15 protein-coding genes are annotated in these 15,232 nt (G+C 58.6%); 13 read left to right on the top strand and 2 right to left on the bottom strand.

Going from position 1 to position 15,232, the window contains the following annotated elements; all coding sequences use genetic code 11:
• Nucleotides 1-159 precede the first annotated feature (159 nt).
• A complete protein-coding gene (locus CKW17_RS06190) occupies nt 160-2,358 on the top strand; it encodes a hypothetical protein (protein ID WP_095119188.1) in 2,199 nt (732 codons plus the stop codon).
• Nucleotides 2,359-2,635: 277 nt separating this feature from the next.
• On the opposite strand, the gene CKW17_RS06195 is transcribed toward CKW17_RS06190, so the two are convergent.
• Complete coding sequence (locus CKW17_RS06195) at nt 2,636-2,956, bottom strand: DUF2288 domain-containing protein (RefSeq protein WP_095119189.1); 321 nt, start codon at nt 2,954-2,956, stop codon at nt 2,636-2,638.
• A gap of 352 nt (nt 2,957-3,308) precedes the next feature.
• On the opposite strand from CKW17_RS06195, the gene CKW17_RS06200 reads away from it, so the two are divergent.
• The 9 genes from CKW17_RS06200 to CKW17_RS06240 all read left to right on the top strand — a co-directional run bounded on the left by CKW17_RS06200 (nt 3,309) and on the right by CKW17_RS06240 (nt 11,048).
• Nucleotides 3,309-4,436, top strand: a complete 1,128-nt coding sequence (locus CKW17_RS06200) for a branched-chain amino acid ABC transporter substrate-binding protein (RefSeq protein ID WP_016986598.1) — start codon at nt 3,309-3,311, stop codon at nt 4,434-4,436.
• 231 nt (nt 4,437-4,667) lie between these two features.
• Nucleotides 4,668-5,591, top strand: a complete 924-nt coding sequence (gene livH, locus CKW17_RS06205) for a high-affinity branched-chain amino acid ABC transporter permease LivH (RefSeq protein ID WP_007918526.1) — start codon at nt 4,668-4,670, stop codon at nt 5,589-5,591.
• Nucleotides 5,588-6,844 carry a high-affinity branched-chain amino acid ABC transporter permease LivM gene (locus tag CKW17_RS06210; protein ID WP_093438700.1) on the top strand — a complete coding sequence of 419 codons (1,257 nt, stop codon included), beginning with the start codon at nt 5,588-5,590 and terminating at the stop codon, nt 6,842-6,844. The genes livH and CKW17_RS06210 overlap by 4 nt, the downstream gene beginning before the upstream one ends.
• On the top strand, nt 6,841-7,608 hold the full coding sequence (livG, locus tag CKW17_RS06215) for a high-affinity branched-chain amino acid ABC transporter ATP-binding protein LivG (protein ID WP_027621149.1): 768 nt from the start codon (nt 6,841-6,843) through the stop codon (nt 7,606-7,608). The genes CKW17_RS06210 and livG overlap by 4 nt, the downstream gene beginning before the upstream one ends.
• A complete protein-coding gene (locus CKW17_RS06220; RefSeq protein WP_008082262.1) occupies nt 7,609-8,310 on the top strand; it encodes an ABC transporter ATP-binding protein in 702 nt (233 codons plus the stop codon).
• 291 nt (nt 8,311-8,601) lie between these two features.
• On the top strand, nt 8,602-8,907 hold the full coding sequence (locus CKW17_RS06225) for a DUF2282 domain-containing protein (protein ID WP_095119190.1): 306 nt from the start codon (nt 8,602-8,604) through the stop codon (nt 8,905-8,907).
• A gap of 25 nt (nt 8,908-8,932) precedes the next feature.
• Complete coding sequence (locus tag CKW17_RS06230; RefSeq protein ID WP_095119191.1) at nt 8,933-9,820, top strand: DUF692 domain-containing protein; 888 nt, start codon at nt 8,933-8,935, stop codon at nt 9,818-9,820.
• Complete coding sequence (locus tag CKW17_RS06235) at nt 9,817-10,575, top strand: DUF2063 domain-containing protein (protein WP_095119192.1); 759 nt, start codon at nt 9,817-9,819, stop codon at nt 10,573-10,575. The genes CKW17_RS06230 and CKW17_RS06235 overlap by 4 nt, the downstream gene beginning before the upstream one ends.
• Nucleotides 10,572-11,048, top strand: coding sequence for a DoxX family protein (locus CKW17_RS06240; RefSeq protein ID WP_095119193.1), 477 nt, complete (start codon nt 10,572-10,574; stop codon nt 11,046-11,048). Before CKW17_RS06235 ends, CKW17_RS06240 begins: the two co-directional genes overlap by 4 nt.
• Nucleotides 11,049-11,163: 115 nt before the next feature.
• Here CKW17_RS06240 and CKW17_RS06245 read toward each other — a convergent pair whose 3' ends face one another.
• Nucleotides 11,164-12,078 carry a LysR family transcriptional regulator gene (locus CKW17_RS06245; RefSeq protein ID WP_095119194.1) on the bottom strand — a complete coding sequence of 305 codons (915 nt, stop codon included), beginning with the start codon at nt 12,076-12,078 and terminating at the stop codon, nt 11,164-11,166.
• A gap of 104 nt (nt 12,079-12,182) precedes the next feature.
• Here CKW17_RS06245 and CKW17_RS06250 point away from each other — a divergent pair, with 104 nt between their 5' ends.
• From CKW17_RS06250 to CKW17_RS06260, 3 genes are all read left to right on the top strand, one after another.
• Nucleotides 12,183-12,782 carry a short chain dehydrogenase gene (locus CKW17_RS06250; protein ID WP_095119195.1) on the top strand — a complete coding sequence of 200 codons (600 nt, stop codon included), beginning with the start codon at nt 12,183-12,185 and terminating at the stop codon, nt 12,780-12,782.
• 59 nt (nt 12,783-12,841) lie between these two features.
• Nucleotides 12,842-13,492: a COG3650 family protein gene (locus CKW17_RS06255; protein WP_095119196.1), complete on the top strand. Its 651-nt coding sequence runs from the start codon at nt 12,842-12,844 to the stop codon at nt 13,490-13,492.
• A 97-nt stretch (nt 13,493-13,589) separates the two neighbouring features.
• A complete protein-coding gene (locus CKW17_RS06260; protein WP_095119197.1) occupies nt 13,590-15,203 on the top strand; it encodes an NAD(P)/FAD-dependent oxidoreductase in 1,614 nt (537 codons plus the stop codon).
• Nucleotides 15,204-15,232 lie beyond the last annotated feature (29 nt).

Raw genomic sequence — 15,232 nt, forward strand, 5'->3', positions numbered from 1 at the left:
CGATTCATCAACGATCAGGAAAGGATTCCCCCCAGCGACAGTCAGGCCAAAAACCTGATGCTCGGGCTCAATTCGCGCAAATAAAAGACGCGAGATCTTATTCCGTGAGGTTCGTAGGCAAAGGCCAGCGAGCCAACCAGTCCAGGTATATGGCGCACAATGACTTCTAAAAATAATCCCGCCACTGCGGTATCCGATCTGACTTTGAGCCCCGCCGCCAACAGCCCGTCATCGTCGAAGCCATTGGTCCCGTCGCGCCCGCTGTCGACCCAGCAATACCTGTACTTCACCGAAACCAACACCGACCGCATCCTCGACAACCTCGACGGCCTGCGAGATCTGGTGTTCCCGCGCCCGCCGCACCTGGAAGGTGACAACGAACAGCACAACGACCAGGAATTCCCCTCGGTGTGCCTGATCGGCCTCGGTCGTTGCGGCTCGAACATCGCCCTCGACGTCGCGGAGCTGGTGTACAACGCGCGCAAGTTTTACCTCAACGAATTCAACAACGAAGATCGCGCGGCGGATCGCCGACTGGCCGACAAGGGTTACAGCCCGGCGCAGTGGATCAAGAACAACCTGCGCATCGGCCCGAACAAATCGACCAAACCGGTATTTCTGGTCGAACCACTGGTGATGCTTGGCGACCTCGACAAAGACATCGCCGGGCGTATCCGTTTCTCGCGCAAAGGCGAGAAAAGCGGCTTCCTGCGCGACTACAGCAAAATGAAGATCATGGACTTGTCCGAAGTCCACGCCGGTGGCGCCGGTAACGCGCCGATCCTCGGCCAGTACCTGGCGAAGATCATCCTCAACAAGGACACCCAGCGCTTCTCCAGCCCTGACTGGAAAATGATCCACTCGTACCTGATCGACAGCTGCGGCATCAAGGCCAACCAGTCGCGCCTGTACTTCTCGATCTTCAGTGCCGGCGGCGGTACCGGTTCCGGCATGGCTTCGGAATTCGGTCTGGCCCAGCAGCACTCGTACATGAACAAGACGTTCGACACCAAGCCGATGGACGAGCATGACGGCAAGAGCGGTCATTCGTTCGTGTTCGAACCGATCTTCACCAGCGGCATCTGCGTGCTGCCGAACATTTCCGACCACCGCAGCGAAATGTCCGAGGCGCTGCACATCAACGCCGGTCGCCTGCTGTGCAAATACCTCTCGGAAGAATGGGATTTCTCCTACAACTTCGCCAATGAAGACAGCAGCGAAGCCAGCGTCATGGGGCGTATCCGCCCATGGAATGCGATGATGCTGATCTCCAACGACATCATGCGTTACGCCGAAGAGAGCGATGACGGCAACATCCAGAACATTGATGTCAATGCGATGGAAAAGCACGCCAACCAGTACATCTCGCAGCAGATCTTCAACATTCTCACGGCGCAGGCAGTCACCACCGACTACGACCAGAACTACTTCCGCCGCGCCGGCATCGACATCGGCGAAACCATTCGCCTCGACGCCAACGACTTGTTCATGAGTCTGGCCGGCCCGGTGGCGATCGCCTACGCCGAATCGGTGGTGCCAGAAACCCCGCCGCCGAGCAGCGACAAGTTCAAGGTGTTCGACAAAGAGCCGCAGCGCCTGAACATCGACGACCTGTTCTTCCGCTCGATCGACCTGCCGCACTTCAACAAAGTGACGCAGGCGATCGAAGGCATCAGCCTGCTGCCGATCGAGTCCAAGCGTTATCGCGCTTCGCTGGAGCAGTACAAGAATTCCGGTTACGACGCCGCCGCGCTGCACGACCTGCACTTCTTCAAGAACTGCTCGTCGGTGGTCTCGATCGTTTCGCTGCCGAAAGACTACAAGCTGTCGTACATGGACCTGAACCGGTTGAAGACGCACCTCAACAGCCTGTTCCCCAACACCACGCTCAAGCGTTACGCGCTGGTGATCGGCGCCTCGGCCAACCTGTCGCTGACTACATTGATCGCCAAGAGCCCGTGCCTGTCGGATGACTTCCTGACCCTGATCGTCGCATTCATCAAGCGCTGCTTCGCGAAGAACCCGTACCGTTTCGACGAGACCCTGGACAACTCGATCCTCGATTTCATCATCAATGAAGAGTTCGACGAAGACCGCATCGACGACCTGCTCAACGAGTTCGAGAACCCGGCGAAGATCCTCGATACCAACTGGTACGCGATCAAACCGATGTACGAGAAGAAGTACCGCGAGCTGATCAACGACAAAGACAAGTTTGTCTCGATCAATGACATTCGTTTGTCGCGCGATTGCGTGAAGAAGTCGATCAAGTACCTGCGCGAGATCTACCGTCACCGGATTGGCAAGACCAAGGTTATTTCCCTCAATAACCATACCGGTAAGTCGTTCTCGGTCTGATCCGCAACCGAGTCGCCCCATTCGCGAGCAGGCTCACTCCTACAATTGGAATGCGTTCCCCTGTAGGAGTGAGCCTGCTCGCGATGAGGCCTTTTCAGACGACAGAAATCTTAAATCCAATATCCAGAAACAATTAAGCAGCCGTTAGGCTGCTTACTAAACTGTTCCCGTTACGTTTACGTCACCGTGAGGCCACCGTCGCTTGTGGTGTTTCTCTACGGCAACGTGCCATCACGCTACTCCGCTACACACTTTTCGCTGATGACCGGCCGCACCATCAAGGTGCGACGTCAGCAGGAACTGCCCTTTCCTGGACCAGAATCCACGGACGAACGACCACTGCCCACATCTCGGGATCGCGTTCAAAAAGATCCAGCGCCCGCGTTTCAGACAGCTTGGCGAGTTTGTCTGCGGCCAGCCAGGCAGCCACTTTCTCGCCATCATCGGACGCCACGGCCTCGGCAGCGGCGATCAAATCGAGCGCAGGGTCGACCCACAATAGGGCACCCTTGGCGAAGAACGGCTCCAACTCTTTCCAGGTAATAGATGCGGTTTCACCAAGCAGCTTGGCATAGAGGGTGCTAGGTTCTTGATTCATGGGTGCTGTCCGGAAAAGAAATCGACGCGAATGATAACGTCGGTGGTCCGCCAGCAAAACCCGGTTGCAAAAGGCTGCACCGAACGAAAAAAGCAGGAACGCCAAGGAATGCTGATGATTGGGCTATATGCCCACGAACGCCCCGCCGCGATTCTGTCTTTTTCATTCAAAAATGCGACACCCCCAGGTTTTGCCCCTCGGCGCCCGCTTCCCAGGCTGACAACCGGCGCTCTACACTGTACCGGTACAGTTGCCGGGGGCATTTCCGGAGGGTATCGCAAAGATATCTGACCCGGTTCTGCTGCTACGGCGCCAGAACTCAAAAAAATTACAACAGTAAGAGTGGAGCACTATGACTAAGGCTACTAAGCAGATTTCCAAACTGTTTGCCGCTATGGTTCTGGCCGGGGTTGCCAGCCATTCGTTCGCAGCTGACACCATCAAAATCGGTATCGCCGGTCCTAAAACCGGTCCAGTAGCCCAGTACGGCGACATGCAGTTCAGTGGCGCAAAAATGGCCATTGAGCAAATCAACGCCAAGGGCGGCGTCGACGGCAAGAAACTCGAAGCCGTTGAATACGACGATGCCTGCGATCCAAAACAAGCGGTAGCCGTTGCAAACAAAGTCGTCAACGACGGCGTCAAGTTCGTGGTCGGTCACCTGTGCTCCAGCTCCACTCAACCGGCTTCGGACATCTACGAAGACGAAGGCGTGATCATGATCACCCCGGCTGCCACCAGCCCGGACATCACCGCCCGTGGTTACAAAATGATCTTCCGTACTATCGGTCTCGACAGCGCCCAGGGCCCTGCCGCCGGTAACTACATTGCCGATCACGTCAAACCGAAAATCGTCGGCGTACTGCACGACAAACAGCAGTACGGTGAAGGCATCGCCACCGCGGTGAAATCGACTCTCGAGAAGAAAGGCACCAAGGTTGCCGTGTTCGAAGGCGTCAACGCCGGCGACAAAGACTTCTCGGCGATCATCGCCAAACTCAAACAAGCCAACGTCGACTTCGTTTACTACGGCGGCTACCACCCGGAGCTGGGTCTGATCCTGCGTCAAGCCCAGGAAAAAGGCCTGAAAGCCAAGTTCATGGGTCCGGAAGGCGTGGGTAACGACTCGATCACCCAGATCGCCAAAGACGCAGCCGAAGGCCTGCTGGTGACCCTGCCGAAATCCTTCGACCAGGATCCAGCCAACATCGCCCTGGCCGATGCATTCAAGGCGAAGAAAGAAGATCCGAGCGGTCCGTTCGTGTTCCCGTCCTACTCGGCGGTTGAAGTGATTGCCGAAGGCATCAAGGCAGCCAAGTCCGAAGACGCGACCAAAGTGGCTGAAGCCATTCACGCCGGTACCTTCAAGACCCCGACTGGCGACCTGAGCTTCGACGCCAAGGGCGACCTCAAAGACTTCAAATTCGTGGTTTACGAGTGGCACAACGGCAAACCTAAAACTGAAGTTTCGCCTCAGTAAGGCGCTGCCTGACTGACTGCCAATAAAGCCCACGGCGTGCCGTGGGCTTTGTTTTACGAATGTATTGGGCCGCGCTGGCGTGATCCGCCAGTCTCCCCACCTGAAAATCTCAAAACCGTCATCAGCGGTTCGCTGGCAAAACCCGGATTCGAAGTGGATATAGATCCACGGGGCCGGGCGGGAAAATGACTCCACCAGTGAAATGCGTATCAGGTTTTTAGGAGCGCTGTAATGCCTGACATCTATCACTTCTTCCAACAGCTGGTTAACGGCCTGAACGTTGGCAGCATGTATGCCTTGATCGCCATCGGCTACACGATGGTCTACGGCATCATTGGAATGATCAACTTCGCCCACGGCGAGGTGTACATGATCGGCTCCTACGTGGCGTTCATCGCCATCGCCGGGTTGACCATGATGGGACTCGACAGTGTCCCGCTGTTGATGACGGCGGCGTTCATCGCCAGCATCGTCGTCACCAGTTCCTACGGTTACAGCATCGAACGCATTGCCTACCGCCCCCTGCGCGGCAGCAACCGTCTGATCCCGCTGATTTCCGCGATCGGTATGTCGATCTTCCTGCAGAACACGGTTCTGCTGGCGCAAGACTCCAAGGACAAAGCTATCCCCAACCTGATTCCGGGCAACATTGCCTTCGGTCCAGGTGGCGCACAAGAAGTGCTGATTTCCTACATGCAAATCGTGGTGTTCGTGGTGACCCTGATCGCCATGCTCGGCCTGACGCTGTTCATCTCCCGCTCTCGCCTGGGTCGCGCCTGCCGCGCCTGCGCCGAAGACATCAAGATGGCCAACCTGCTCGGCATCAACACCAACAACATCATCGCCCTGACCTTCGTCATTGGTGCCGCGCTGGCAGCCGTTGCGGCTGTGCTGCTGAGCATGCAATACGGGGTGATCAACCCGAACGCCGGTTTCCTCGTCGGCCTCAAAGCCTTCACCGCCGCAGTATTGGGCGGGATTGGCAGCATCCCCGGCGCCATGCTCGGCGGGCTGGTGCTTGGGGTGGCGGAAGCCTTTGGTGCCGATATCTTCGGCGACCAGTACAAGGATGTCGTGGCTTTCGGCTTGTTGGTTCTGGTGCTGTTGTTCCGTCCGACCGGCATTCTGGGCCGTCCGGAGGTTGAGAAAGTATGACTAGGAATCTTAAACAGGCACTGTTCAGTGCCTTGCTGGTGTGGGCCGTGGCCTACCCGGTACTCGGTTTGAAACTGACCATCGTCGGCATCAACCTGGAAGTGCACAACACCAGCCCGGCCGTACTGGCGACCATCGCCATCTGCTCGGTGCTGATGTTCCTGCGCGTGCTGTTCAATCAGCAGATCAGCAAAGCCTGGCGCTCGTCGCCCGGCCTGCCGCTGATTCCGGCCAAGGCGAGCAACTTCCTCACCCTGCCGACCACTCAGCGCTATTTCATCATTGCGCTGATCCTGGTGGCGCTGGTGTGGCCGTTCTTCGGCTCCCGTGGCGCGGTGGACATCGCGACGTTGATCCTGATCTACGTGATGCTTGGCCTCGGTCTGAACATCGTCGTCGGTCTGGCCGGTCTGCTCGACCTCGGTTACGTCGGTTTCTACGCCGTCGGCGCCTACAGCTACGCGCTGCTGTCGCACTACTACGGCCTGAGCTTCTGGATCTGCCTGCCGATTGCCGGCCTGATGGCGGCGACGTTCGGCTTCCTGCTGGGCTTCCCGGTGCTGCGTTTGCGCGGTGACTATCTGGCGATCGTGACCCTTGGTTTCGGTGAGATCATCCGTCTGTTCCTGCGTAACCTGACCGACATCACCGGCGGTCCGAACGGCATCAGCAACATCGAGAAACCGACGTTCTTCGGTCTGACCTTCGAACGTAAAGCCGCGGAAGGCATGCAAACCTTCCACGAGTATTTCGGCCTGCAATACAACTCGATCAACAAGGTGATTTTCCTCTACCTGGTTGCGCTGTTGCTGGCGCTGGCGGCGCTGTTCGTCATCAACCGTCTGCTGCGCATGCCGATCGGCCGTGCGTGGGAAGCGCTGCGTGAAGATGAAATCGCTTGCCGTGCACTGGGTCTGAATCCGACGATCATCAAGCTCTCCGCGTTCACTCTCGGCGCTGCATTCGCCGGTTTCGCCGGTAGCTTCTTCGCCGCCCGTCAGGGTTTGGTGACGCCGGAATCGTTCACCTTTATCGAGTCGGCGATCATCCTCGCCATCGTTGTGTTGGGTGGCATGGGCTCGCAGTTGGGCGTGATCCTGGCGGCCGTGGTGATGATCCTGTTGCCGGAAATGATGCGTGAGTTCAGCGAGTACCGCATGTTGATGTTCGGTGCGCTGATGGTGTTGATGATGATCTGGCGTCCACAAGGTCTGCTGCCGATGCAACGCCCACACATGGAGTTGCGAAAATGAGCCGCGAGATCCTTAAAGTCGAAAACCTGAGCATGCGCTTCGGCGGTTTGCTGGCGGTCAACGGCGTGGCCCTGACCGTCAAAGAGAAACAAGTGGTGGCACTGATCGGGCCGAACGGCGCGGGCAAGACCACCGTGTTCAACTGCCTGACCGGTTTCTACAAGCCATCTGGCGGCAGCATCCTGCTGGACGGCGAGCCGATTCAGGGCCTGCCGGGCCACAAGATCGCCCTCAAAGGCGTGGTGCGTACCTTCCAGAACGTGCGCCTGTTCAAGGACATGACCGCGGTCGAGAACCTGTTGATCGCCCAGCACCGTCACCTCAACACCAACTTCCTGTCCGGTCTGTTCAAGACCCCGGCGTTTCGCAAAAGCGAGCGCGAGGCCATGGAGTTCGCCGAGTACTGGCTGGAAAAGGTCAACCTCAAAGAGTTCGCCAACCGTACCGCCGGCACCCTGGCCTACGGTCAGCAACGACGTCTGGAAATCGCCCGCTGCATGATGACCCGTCCGCGGATCCTCATGCTCGACGAACCGGCGGCCGGTCTGAACCCGAAGGAAACCGAAGACCTCAAGGCGCTGATCAGCGTACTGCGCGAAGAGCACAACGTCACCGTGCTGCTGATCGAACACGACATGAAACTGGTCATGAGCATTTCCGACCACATCGTCGTGATCAATCAGGGCACGCCTCTGGCCGACGGCACGCCGGAACAGATCCGCGACAATCCTGAAGTGATCAAAGCCTACCTGGGGGAAGCGTAAATGCTGCAGTTCGAAAACGTTTCCACCTTCTACGGCAAGATCCAGGCCCTGCACAGCGTCAACGTCGAAGTCCGTCAGGGCGAGATCGTCACGCTGATTGGCGCCAACGGTGCCGGCAAGTCCACGCTGCTGATGACGCTCTGCGGTTCGCCGCAAGCGCATAGCGGCAGCATCCGCTACATGGGTGAGGAACTGGTCGGCCAGGACTCGTCGCAGATCATGCGCAAGAGCATTGCGGTGGTGCCGGAAGGTCGTCGGGTGTTTGCCCGTCTGACCGTTGAAGAAAACCTGTCCATGGGCGGTTTCTTCACCGACAAGGGCGACTATCAGGAGCAAATGGACAAGGTCCTCGGACTGTTCCCGCGCCTGAAAGAACGCTTCAACCAGCGCGGCGGAACCATGTCCGGCGGCGAACAGCAAATGCTCGCCATCGGCCGTGCGCTGATGAGCAAGCCGAAACTGCTGCTGCTTGACGAGCCGTCGCTGGGCCTGGCACCGATCATCATCCAGCAGATTTTCGACATCATCGAAATGCTGCGCAAGGACGGTGTGACCGTGTTCCTGGTCGAGCAGAACGCCAACCAAGCGCTGAAAATCGCCGACCGCGCCTACGTTCTGGAGAACGGCCGCGTGGTCATGCAAGGCACCGGTGAAGCGCTGCTGACCGACCCGAAAGTACGCGAGGCGTACCTCGGCGGTTGATGTGTTTCGCCCAACAAAAAAACGGCCTTCGGGCCGTTTTTTTGTGCCTGCACGATTTCAGATTCTCCAAAAATCCCTTGTAGGAGTGAGCCTGCTCGCGATGGCGTCGTGTCATTCAACATCGCCGGTATCTGACATGACGCCATCGCGAGCAGGCTCACTCCTAAAGGGTTTTGAGTTTTTCCAAAAAGATTTTGAGCGGGCTGTAACGCAACGCCACCTCGTTTCTCTAGAGGGACAAGCAAGCGCAATCGCGCTTGTAAAAACCCTGAACAAGACTGGAGAAACATCATGACTGCTACCACCCGCACCCTGTCCGCTACTGCCCTGGTTCTGGCCCTCGGTTCTGCCCTGAGCATGACCGCTGTATCGACCGTCCACGCCGCTGACGCCGACATGGAAAAATGCTTCGGCGTGGCCATGAAAGGTCACAACGATTGCGCCGCAGGTGCAGGCACTACCTGTGCCGGCACGGCGAAAATGGACTACCAGGCCAACGCCTGGAAACTCGTTCCAAAGGGCACCTGCGCTACCACTGAGAGCAAGACTTCGCCGACCGGTTTCGGTCAGATGCAAGCCTTCAAAGCCAAGTCCTGATCGTTGGCCTGCCTGAGTGACGATCATGCTCACTATCAATGACCATGCCCAACCCCGCACTCAGGCAGCCCGCACCGGGCTCCCGTCCCGTGCCGGGCTGGGACTCAAGACCGGGCACTTTCGTGAAGTGCTCGGCTCACAACCGGACATCGGCTTCTTCGAAGTCCACGCCGAAAACTACATGGTCGACGGCGGTCCGTTTCATCATTTTCTCGGTTTGATCCGCGAGCAGTATCCGCTGTCGTTGCACGGTGTCGGCTTGTCCATCGGTGCTGAAGGGCCGCTGGATAAACACCATCTTCAGCGCCTTGCCGAGCTGATTCGGCGCTATCAACCGCAAGCCTTTTCCGAACACCTGGCCTGGTCGAGCCATGGGCCGGTGTTTCTCAATGATCTGCTGCCGCTGGCCTATGACATGCCGACGCTGAACCGTGTCTGCGAGCATATCGATCAAGTGCAGAACACGCTCAAACGGCCCATGCTGCTGGAGAATCCGGCAACCTATCTGGCGTTTCAACGCTCAACCCTCGATGAGGCAGATTTCATCGCCGAGGTCATCCGCCGCAGCGGCTGCGGCCTGCTGCTGGACGTCAACAATGTCTACGTTTCTTGCGTGAACCATCAGCGTGATCCACTGGCGTATCTCGATGCGCTGCCATTACACACGGTGGGTGAAATTCATCTGGCCGGGTTCGCCGAAGATAGCGACAGCCTTGGCGATCGCTTGCTGATCGACGATCACGGCGCGCCGATCGATCAAGCCGTCTGGGGTTTGTACCGGCAAGTGCTGCAACGCATCGGCCCGGTGGCAACGTTGATCGAGCGCGACAATCAAGTGCCGGCGTTTGCGGTGCTACTGGCGGAAGCTCAGCAAGCTGATGCGCTTTTGCTGGATGCTGGGGCACGCACATGAGCGCGCAACGCGATTTCGCTACCGCGCTCCTCGACACACGGCTACCCTGCCCCGAAGGTCTGTGCAGCGCCAACGGTGCCGATCCGGCAAGCCGTTTTGCGGTGTATCGCAATAACGTACAGGGTTCGCTGATCAATGCGTTGAGCGACAGTTACCCGGTGGTTGCGCAATTGGTCGGCGATGAATTCTTTCGCGCCATGGCGGCCGTTTTCGTCCAGCAGCAGCCGCCGCAGAGTCCGTTGATGAGTTGCTACGGCGCAGAATATGCGGACTTCATCGCAGCGTTTGAACCGGCCGGCGGCGTGCCCTATCTGGCCGACGTGGCACGCCTTGAGCACCTGCGTACCCTCGCCTATCACGCGGCCGACGCCCTGCCCGTCCGGCCAGAAGAAATCACAGCAGCACTGACTGATGCGCAAACGCTGAGTGAACTGCGCCTCAACCTTCATCCCTCCCTGCACCTGCTCGACTCAGCCTTTGCCGTAGTCGCGATCTGGGGCGCACATCAACACGACGCGAGGCTGGAGGGAATCGACGTCAACCAAAAGCAACACGCCATGGTGTTGCGCAATGGCCTGGACGTCGAAGTGTTTGCCCTCGACCCCGGTGCCAGCAGGTTTATCCGCAACCTGATTGATGGTCAGCCACTGCTGGCAGCGGCTGAAAACAGCCCAGAATTCGACCTCGCTCAAACCCTCGGCTTACTGATCGCGCGCAGCGCCATTACCCACTTGAATGACAAGGAACTGCCATGAAAACGCTCATCACCCGCGCCATCGCGCTGCTGGAAAAAATCCCCCACAGCCTGGTCGCGTTCATTGCGCGTTTCTCGATAGCCGCGGTGTTCTGGAAGTCGGGGCAGACCAAGGTTGAAGGTTTGGCCATCGACCTGATCGACGGCACCTTTCAAGTCGGCTGGCCACGTCTGGCCGACTCGACCATTCCGTTATTCAAGAGCGAATACCACGTGCCGCTGCTGTCGCCAGAGATTGCCGCGCACATGGCGGCGTTCGCCGAACACTTCTTCCCGCTGCTGATCCTGATTGGCTTCGCTACACGGTTTTCGGCGTTGGCGTTGTTGGGTATGACATTGGTCATTCAACTGTTTGTGTACCCCGATGCCTATCCGACTCACGGCACCTGGGCGGCGGTGTTGCTGTACTTGATGGCGACAGGGCCGGGCAAGTTGTCGATTGATCATCTGATCGCCCGCCACTTCGCCAACTGAACGCCGACCTGTAGGAGCTGCCGAAGGCTGCGATCTTTTGATCTTGCTTTGAAAAAAACAAAATCAAAAGATCGCAGCCTTCGGCAGCTCCTACATGGGGTTTATGTTCATATGATCAGCGCTGAAGTCGATCCAGCGCTTCACCGCTGCGCTTGAACCAGCCGATCAAGTAATCCGCCAGCACCTGCGTGCGCTTCGGCAATCCGCCCTGATACGGATGCACCAGGTACATCGGCATGCGCCGGGTCTGAAAATCGCGCAGGAGGCAGCGCAATCGGCCGTCAGCCAATTCCGCCTGCAGCAAGTAGGAAGGTAACCTCGCAATCCCGGCGCCACTGAGTGCGGCTTTCTTCAGCAAGTTGTAATGGTTGCTGGCAAACGGTCCTGATACTCGCACCCGTAACAATTCATGCTGCTGGTGATACAGCCATTCCTCACGTCCGCTGTAGTGGCTGTTGAGCAAGCAGCGATGCTCGGCCAGTGCCTGTGGCGTCAGCGGTTCACCGAAACGCTCGAGATACGCCGGGCTGGCGCAGGTCATTTCCTGCCAGGCAAGTAACGGCTTGGCGACCAGTCGTTCGTCATTGGCCACTTCGCTGCGGATCGCCAGATCAAAGCCGTCCCGTGACAGATCGCGGTAACTGTTGTTCAGCTCCAGCTCGATCTGCACCTCGGGGTATTGATGCGAGAACTCCAACAGCAGACCGTCAAAGAAGGTTTCCCCCAGAGAAACCGGCACCGTCATGCGTACCGGACCGGCCATGTCGTCCTTCAATCGCGCCAATGCCTGACGCGCTCTCTCGATCTGGACTACAAGGGCCTGGGCTTGCGGCAACAATGCCGCGCCGGCAGCGGTAAGGCTCAGACGACGGGTCGTGCGTTGCAGCAAAACCACGCAAAAGCGCGTTTCGAGCTGACTGATGCGCTTGGACAACTGCCCCTTGCTGCAGCCCAATTGCTGCGCTGCCAAGGTGAAACTGCCCGCTTCAATCAACACCGCGAACGCCGCCAGATCATCCATCTCGCTCATGGATTGTTTCCATTTGAAAACCAAAGGTTGCCTATTAGTGCGCTTATCCACAGAAAAAACCACTCTAGACTGAAACCTCGTTCAATCACTTGAGGTACAACTCGATGAAGATTCTGTTGATAGGCGCTGGCGGCACTATTGGTTCGGCGGTGGATAAAGAACTCTCGCAACGCCACGAAGTCATCCGTATCGGCCGTAGCAGCGGTGATTTGCAGGTGGATATCAGCGACAGCGCGTCAATCCGTAAGCTGTTCGAAAATACCGGCAAGTTCGATGCACTGGTCTGCGCCGCCGGTAACGTCACCTTCGCACCGCTGGGTGAGATGACGGAAGACAGCTTCGCTCTCGGCCTCAAAGACAAGCTTATGGGCCAGGTCAATCTGCTGCTGATCGGCCGCGAATTCGCCAACGACGGCGCTTCATTCACCTTCACCACCGGCGTGCTCAGCCACGATCCAATCCGCAGCGGCGCCTCGGCAGCGCTGGTCAACGGCGCCCTCGACAGCTTCGTCCGCGCCGCCGCCATCGAACTGCCACGCGGTCTGCGAGTGAACTCGATCAGCCCGACCGTGCTGCTCGAAGCGATGGGCAGCTACGCCCCGTATTTCCGTGGGTACAAGCCGGTTCCTGCAGCGGATGTGGCATTGGCCTACGCGAAAAGTGTCGAAGGCCTGCAGACAGGTCAGACGTTTCACGTGGGCTAAACCCTTGTGATGAACGGTCAGGCTGCGTAACGTGGCGACACTTGTCTGGAGAGCCGAAAATGCGTGTTGCCCGTTCGTTGGTCGTTGTTGCCCTGCTGCCATTGTTTGCCGCCTGCCAGTTGTTCGATGGCCAACGAGAAAGTGCCTCGCACGTCGGGCAGACACGGATGCAGGGGCAACTGACCGCCGCTGACGGCAAACTGGTGTTCCAGTGTCAGGAGCAGCGCCAACTGGTGGTCAATGACGTCGGCGGCACCAGCATCCTGCAAGAGGCCGCCACCCTCGCCGATGAACAGGGCAAGCTGTTCGCCGATGTGCGCGGCAAGGTGGCCGGCGATCGACTCGACCTGACTCAGTTGTACCGCGTCGAACGCTCCGGCACTGCCTGCGATGATCCCAACTTCAAACTGCTGATCCTGCGTGCCGCCGGCCATGGCCCGGAGTGGAATGTAAAGGTCAGCGGCAAAGGCATGGTCATCGACCGCGAAGGTCAGCCGCCACTTGCCGTGCCGTATATTGAAGATCAATTGGGCGATGGCCGCTTCAATCTGAGCAGTGAAGCCAACAATCAGCGCATCGAATTGTGGGTCGCGCCGCAACGCTGCGTCGACAGCAGCACCGGCAGCGTGCAGCACATGAGCGCCGAGTTGCGCATCGACGGCCAGGTGCAACGCGGCTGCGGGTATTTCGGCGGATCGCGCAACGACTGAGCGTTTTAGCCTCACCGGATCCGGCCTTTGCGGCTTATAATCGCGGCCTTCAAACGCCCTGGCGCAGTTGTGCGCCCCGCGAACCCGGATCCTCGCCATGTTACGAATCACTGAACTCAAGCTGCCAATCGACCATCCCGAAGAAGACCTGCGCCCTGCCATCGTGCAGCGCCTGGGCATCGCCAGCGATGACTTGCTCGATTTCACCTTGTTCAAGCGCAGCTACGACGCGCGCAAAAAGTCCTCCGAACTCTGCTTCATCTACACCATCGACCTCGAAGTGCGCGACGAGGCCAAAGTGTTGGGCAAGTTCGCCGACGACCGTAACGTCAACGTGGCGCCGGATGTCCGCTACAAATTCGTCGGTCAGGCGCCGAGCGACCTGAGCCAGCGCCCGATCGTTGTCGGTTTCGGCCCGTGCGGCATCTTCGCTGGCCTGCTGCTGGCGCAAATGGGCTTCAAGCCGATCGTCCTCGAGCGTGGCACCGAAGTCCGCCAGCGCACCAAGGACACTTGGGGCCTGTGGCGTAAAAGCGTGCTCAACCCCGAGTCCAACGTGCAGTTCGGCGAAGGCGGCGCGGGCACGTTCTCCGACGGCAAGCTGTACAGCCAGATCAAGGATCCGAAGTTCCTCGGCCGTAAAGTCCTGCACGAGTTCGTCAAGGCCGGCGCGCCGGAAGAAATCCTCTACGTCAGCAAGCCGCACATCGGTACGTTCCGTCTGACCGGCATGGTTGAAAACATGCGCGAGCAGATCCGCGAACTTGGCGGTGAAGTGCGCTTCCAGGAACGCGTCACCGACGTACTGATCGAAGACGGCCAACTGGTCGGCGTCGAGCTGGCCAGCGGCGAAACCCTGCATTCGAAACACGTGGTTCTGGCCCTCGGCCACAGCGCCCGCGACACTTTCCGCATGCTCCACAGCCGTGGCGTGTTCATGGAAGCCAAACCGTTCTCGGTGGGTTTCCGCATCGAACACCCGCAATCGCTGATCGACCGTGCACGTCTGGGCAAATACGCCGGTCACCCGAAACTCGGTGCTGCCGACTACAAACTGGTGCATCACGCCAAGAACGGCCGTTCGGTCTACAGCTTCTGCATGTGCCCGGGCGGCACCGTGGTCGCGGCGACTTCCGAGCCGAACCGCGTCGTCACCAACGGCATGAGCCAGTACTCGCGTAACGAGCGCAATGCCAACTCCGGCATCGTCGTCGGGATTACGCCGGAAGTCGATTATCCGGGCGGCCCGCTCGCTGGCATCGAGTTGCAGGAACGTCTGGAATCTCACGCGTTCATTCTTGGCGGCAGCGACTACAAAGCCCCGGCGCAACTGGTTGGCGACTTCATCAACGACATTCCTTCGACCGAGCTGGGTGAAGTCGAGCCGTCGTACAAACCGGGTGTGGCGTTGGGTGATCTGGCCTTGGCATTGCCGGATTTTGCCATTGAGGCGATCCGTGAAGCCTTGCCGGCGTTCGAGAAGCAGATTCGCGGGTATTCGCTGCATGATGCGGTGTTGACTGGCATCGAGACGCGCACTTCGTCGCCGCTGCGCATTACCCGTAATGAGTCACTGCAGAGCATGAACGTGAAGGGCTTGTTCCCGGCCGGTGAAGGCGCGGGTTATGCGGGCGGGATTCTGTCGGCGGGTGTGGACGGGATCCGCATTGCAGAAGCCGTGGCGCGCGACATACTCGGCCTGACTGACTGACACAAAACCCTGTAGGAGTGAGCCTGCTC

Source organism: Pseudomonas sp. Irchel s3f10 (assembly GCF_900187515.1).
Lineage (GTDB): Bacteria > Pseudomonadota > Gammaproteobacteria > Pseudomonadales > Pseudomonadaceae > Aquipseudomonas > Aquipseudomonas tensinigenes.

Coding starts and splice junctions, on each gene's coding strand:
- CKW17_RS06190 (WP_095119188.1), top strand. CDS start 160: ATGACTTCTAAAAATAATCCCGCCACTGCGGTATCCGATCTGACTTTG.
- CKW17_RS06195 (WP_095119189.1), bottom strand. CDS start 2,956: ATGAATCAAGAACCTAGCACCCTCTATGCCAAGCTGCTTGGTGAAACC.
- CKW17_RS06200 (WP_016986598.1), top strand. CDS start 3,309: ATGACTAAGGCTACTAAGCAGATTTCCAAACTGTTTGCCGCTATGGTT.
- livH (WP_007918526.1), top strand. CDS start 4,668: ATGCCTGACATCTATCACTTCTTCCAACAGCTGGTTAACGGCCTGAAC.
- CKW17_RS06210 (WP_093438700.1), top strand. CDS start 5,588: ATGACTAGGAATCTTAAACAGGCACTGTTCAGTGCCTTGCTGGTGTGG.
- livG (WP_027621149.1), top strand. CDS start 6,841: ATGAGCCGCGAGATCCTTAAAGTCGAAAACCTGAGCATGCGCTTCGGC.
- CKW17_RS06220 (WP_008082262.1), top strand. CDS start 7,609: ATGCTGCAGTTCGAAAACGTTTCCACCTTCTACGGCAAGATCCAGGCC.
- CKW17_RS06225 (WP_095119190.1), top strand. CDS start 8,602: ATGACTGCTACCACCCGCACCCTGTCCGCTACTGCCCTGGTTCTGGCC.
- CKW17_RS06230 (WP_095119191.1), top strand. CDS start 8,933: ATGCTCACTATCAATGACCATGCCCAACCCCGCACTCAGGCAGCCCGC.
- CKW17_RS06235 (WP_095119192.1), top strand. CDS start 9,817: ATGAGCGCGCAACGCGATTTCGCTACCGCGCTCCTCGACACACGGCTA.
- CKW17_RS06240 (WP_095119193.1), top strand. CDS start 10,572: ATGAAAACGCTCATCACCCGCGCCATCGCGCTGCTGGAAAAAATCCCC.
- CKW17_RS06245 (WP_095119194.1), bottom strand. CDS start 12,078: ATGAGCGAGATGGATGATCTGGCGGCGTTCGCGGTGTTGATTGAAGCG.
- CKW17_RS06250 (WP_095119195.1), top strand. CDS start 12,183: ATGAAGATTCTGTTGATAGGCGCTGGCGGCACTATTGGTTCGGCGGTG.
- CKW17_RS06255 (WP_095119196.1), top strand. CDS start 12,842: ATGCGTGTTGCCCGTTCGTTGGTCGTTGTTGCCCTGCTGCCATTGTTT.
- CKW17_RS06260 (WP_095119197.1), top strand. CDS start 13,590: ATGTTACGAATCACTGAACTCAAGCTGCCAATCGACCATCCCGAAGAA.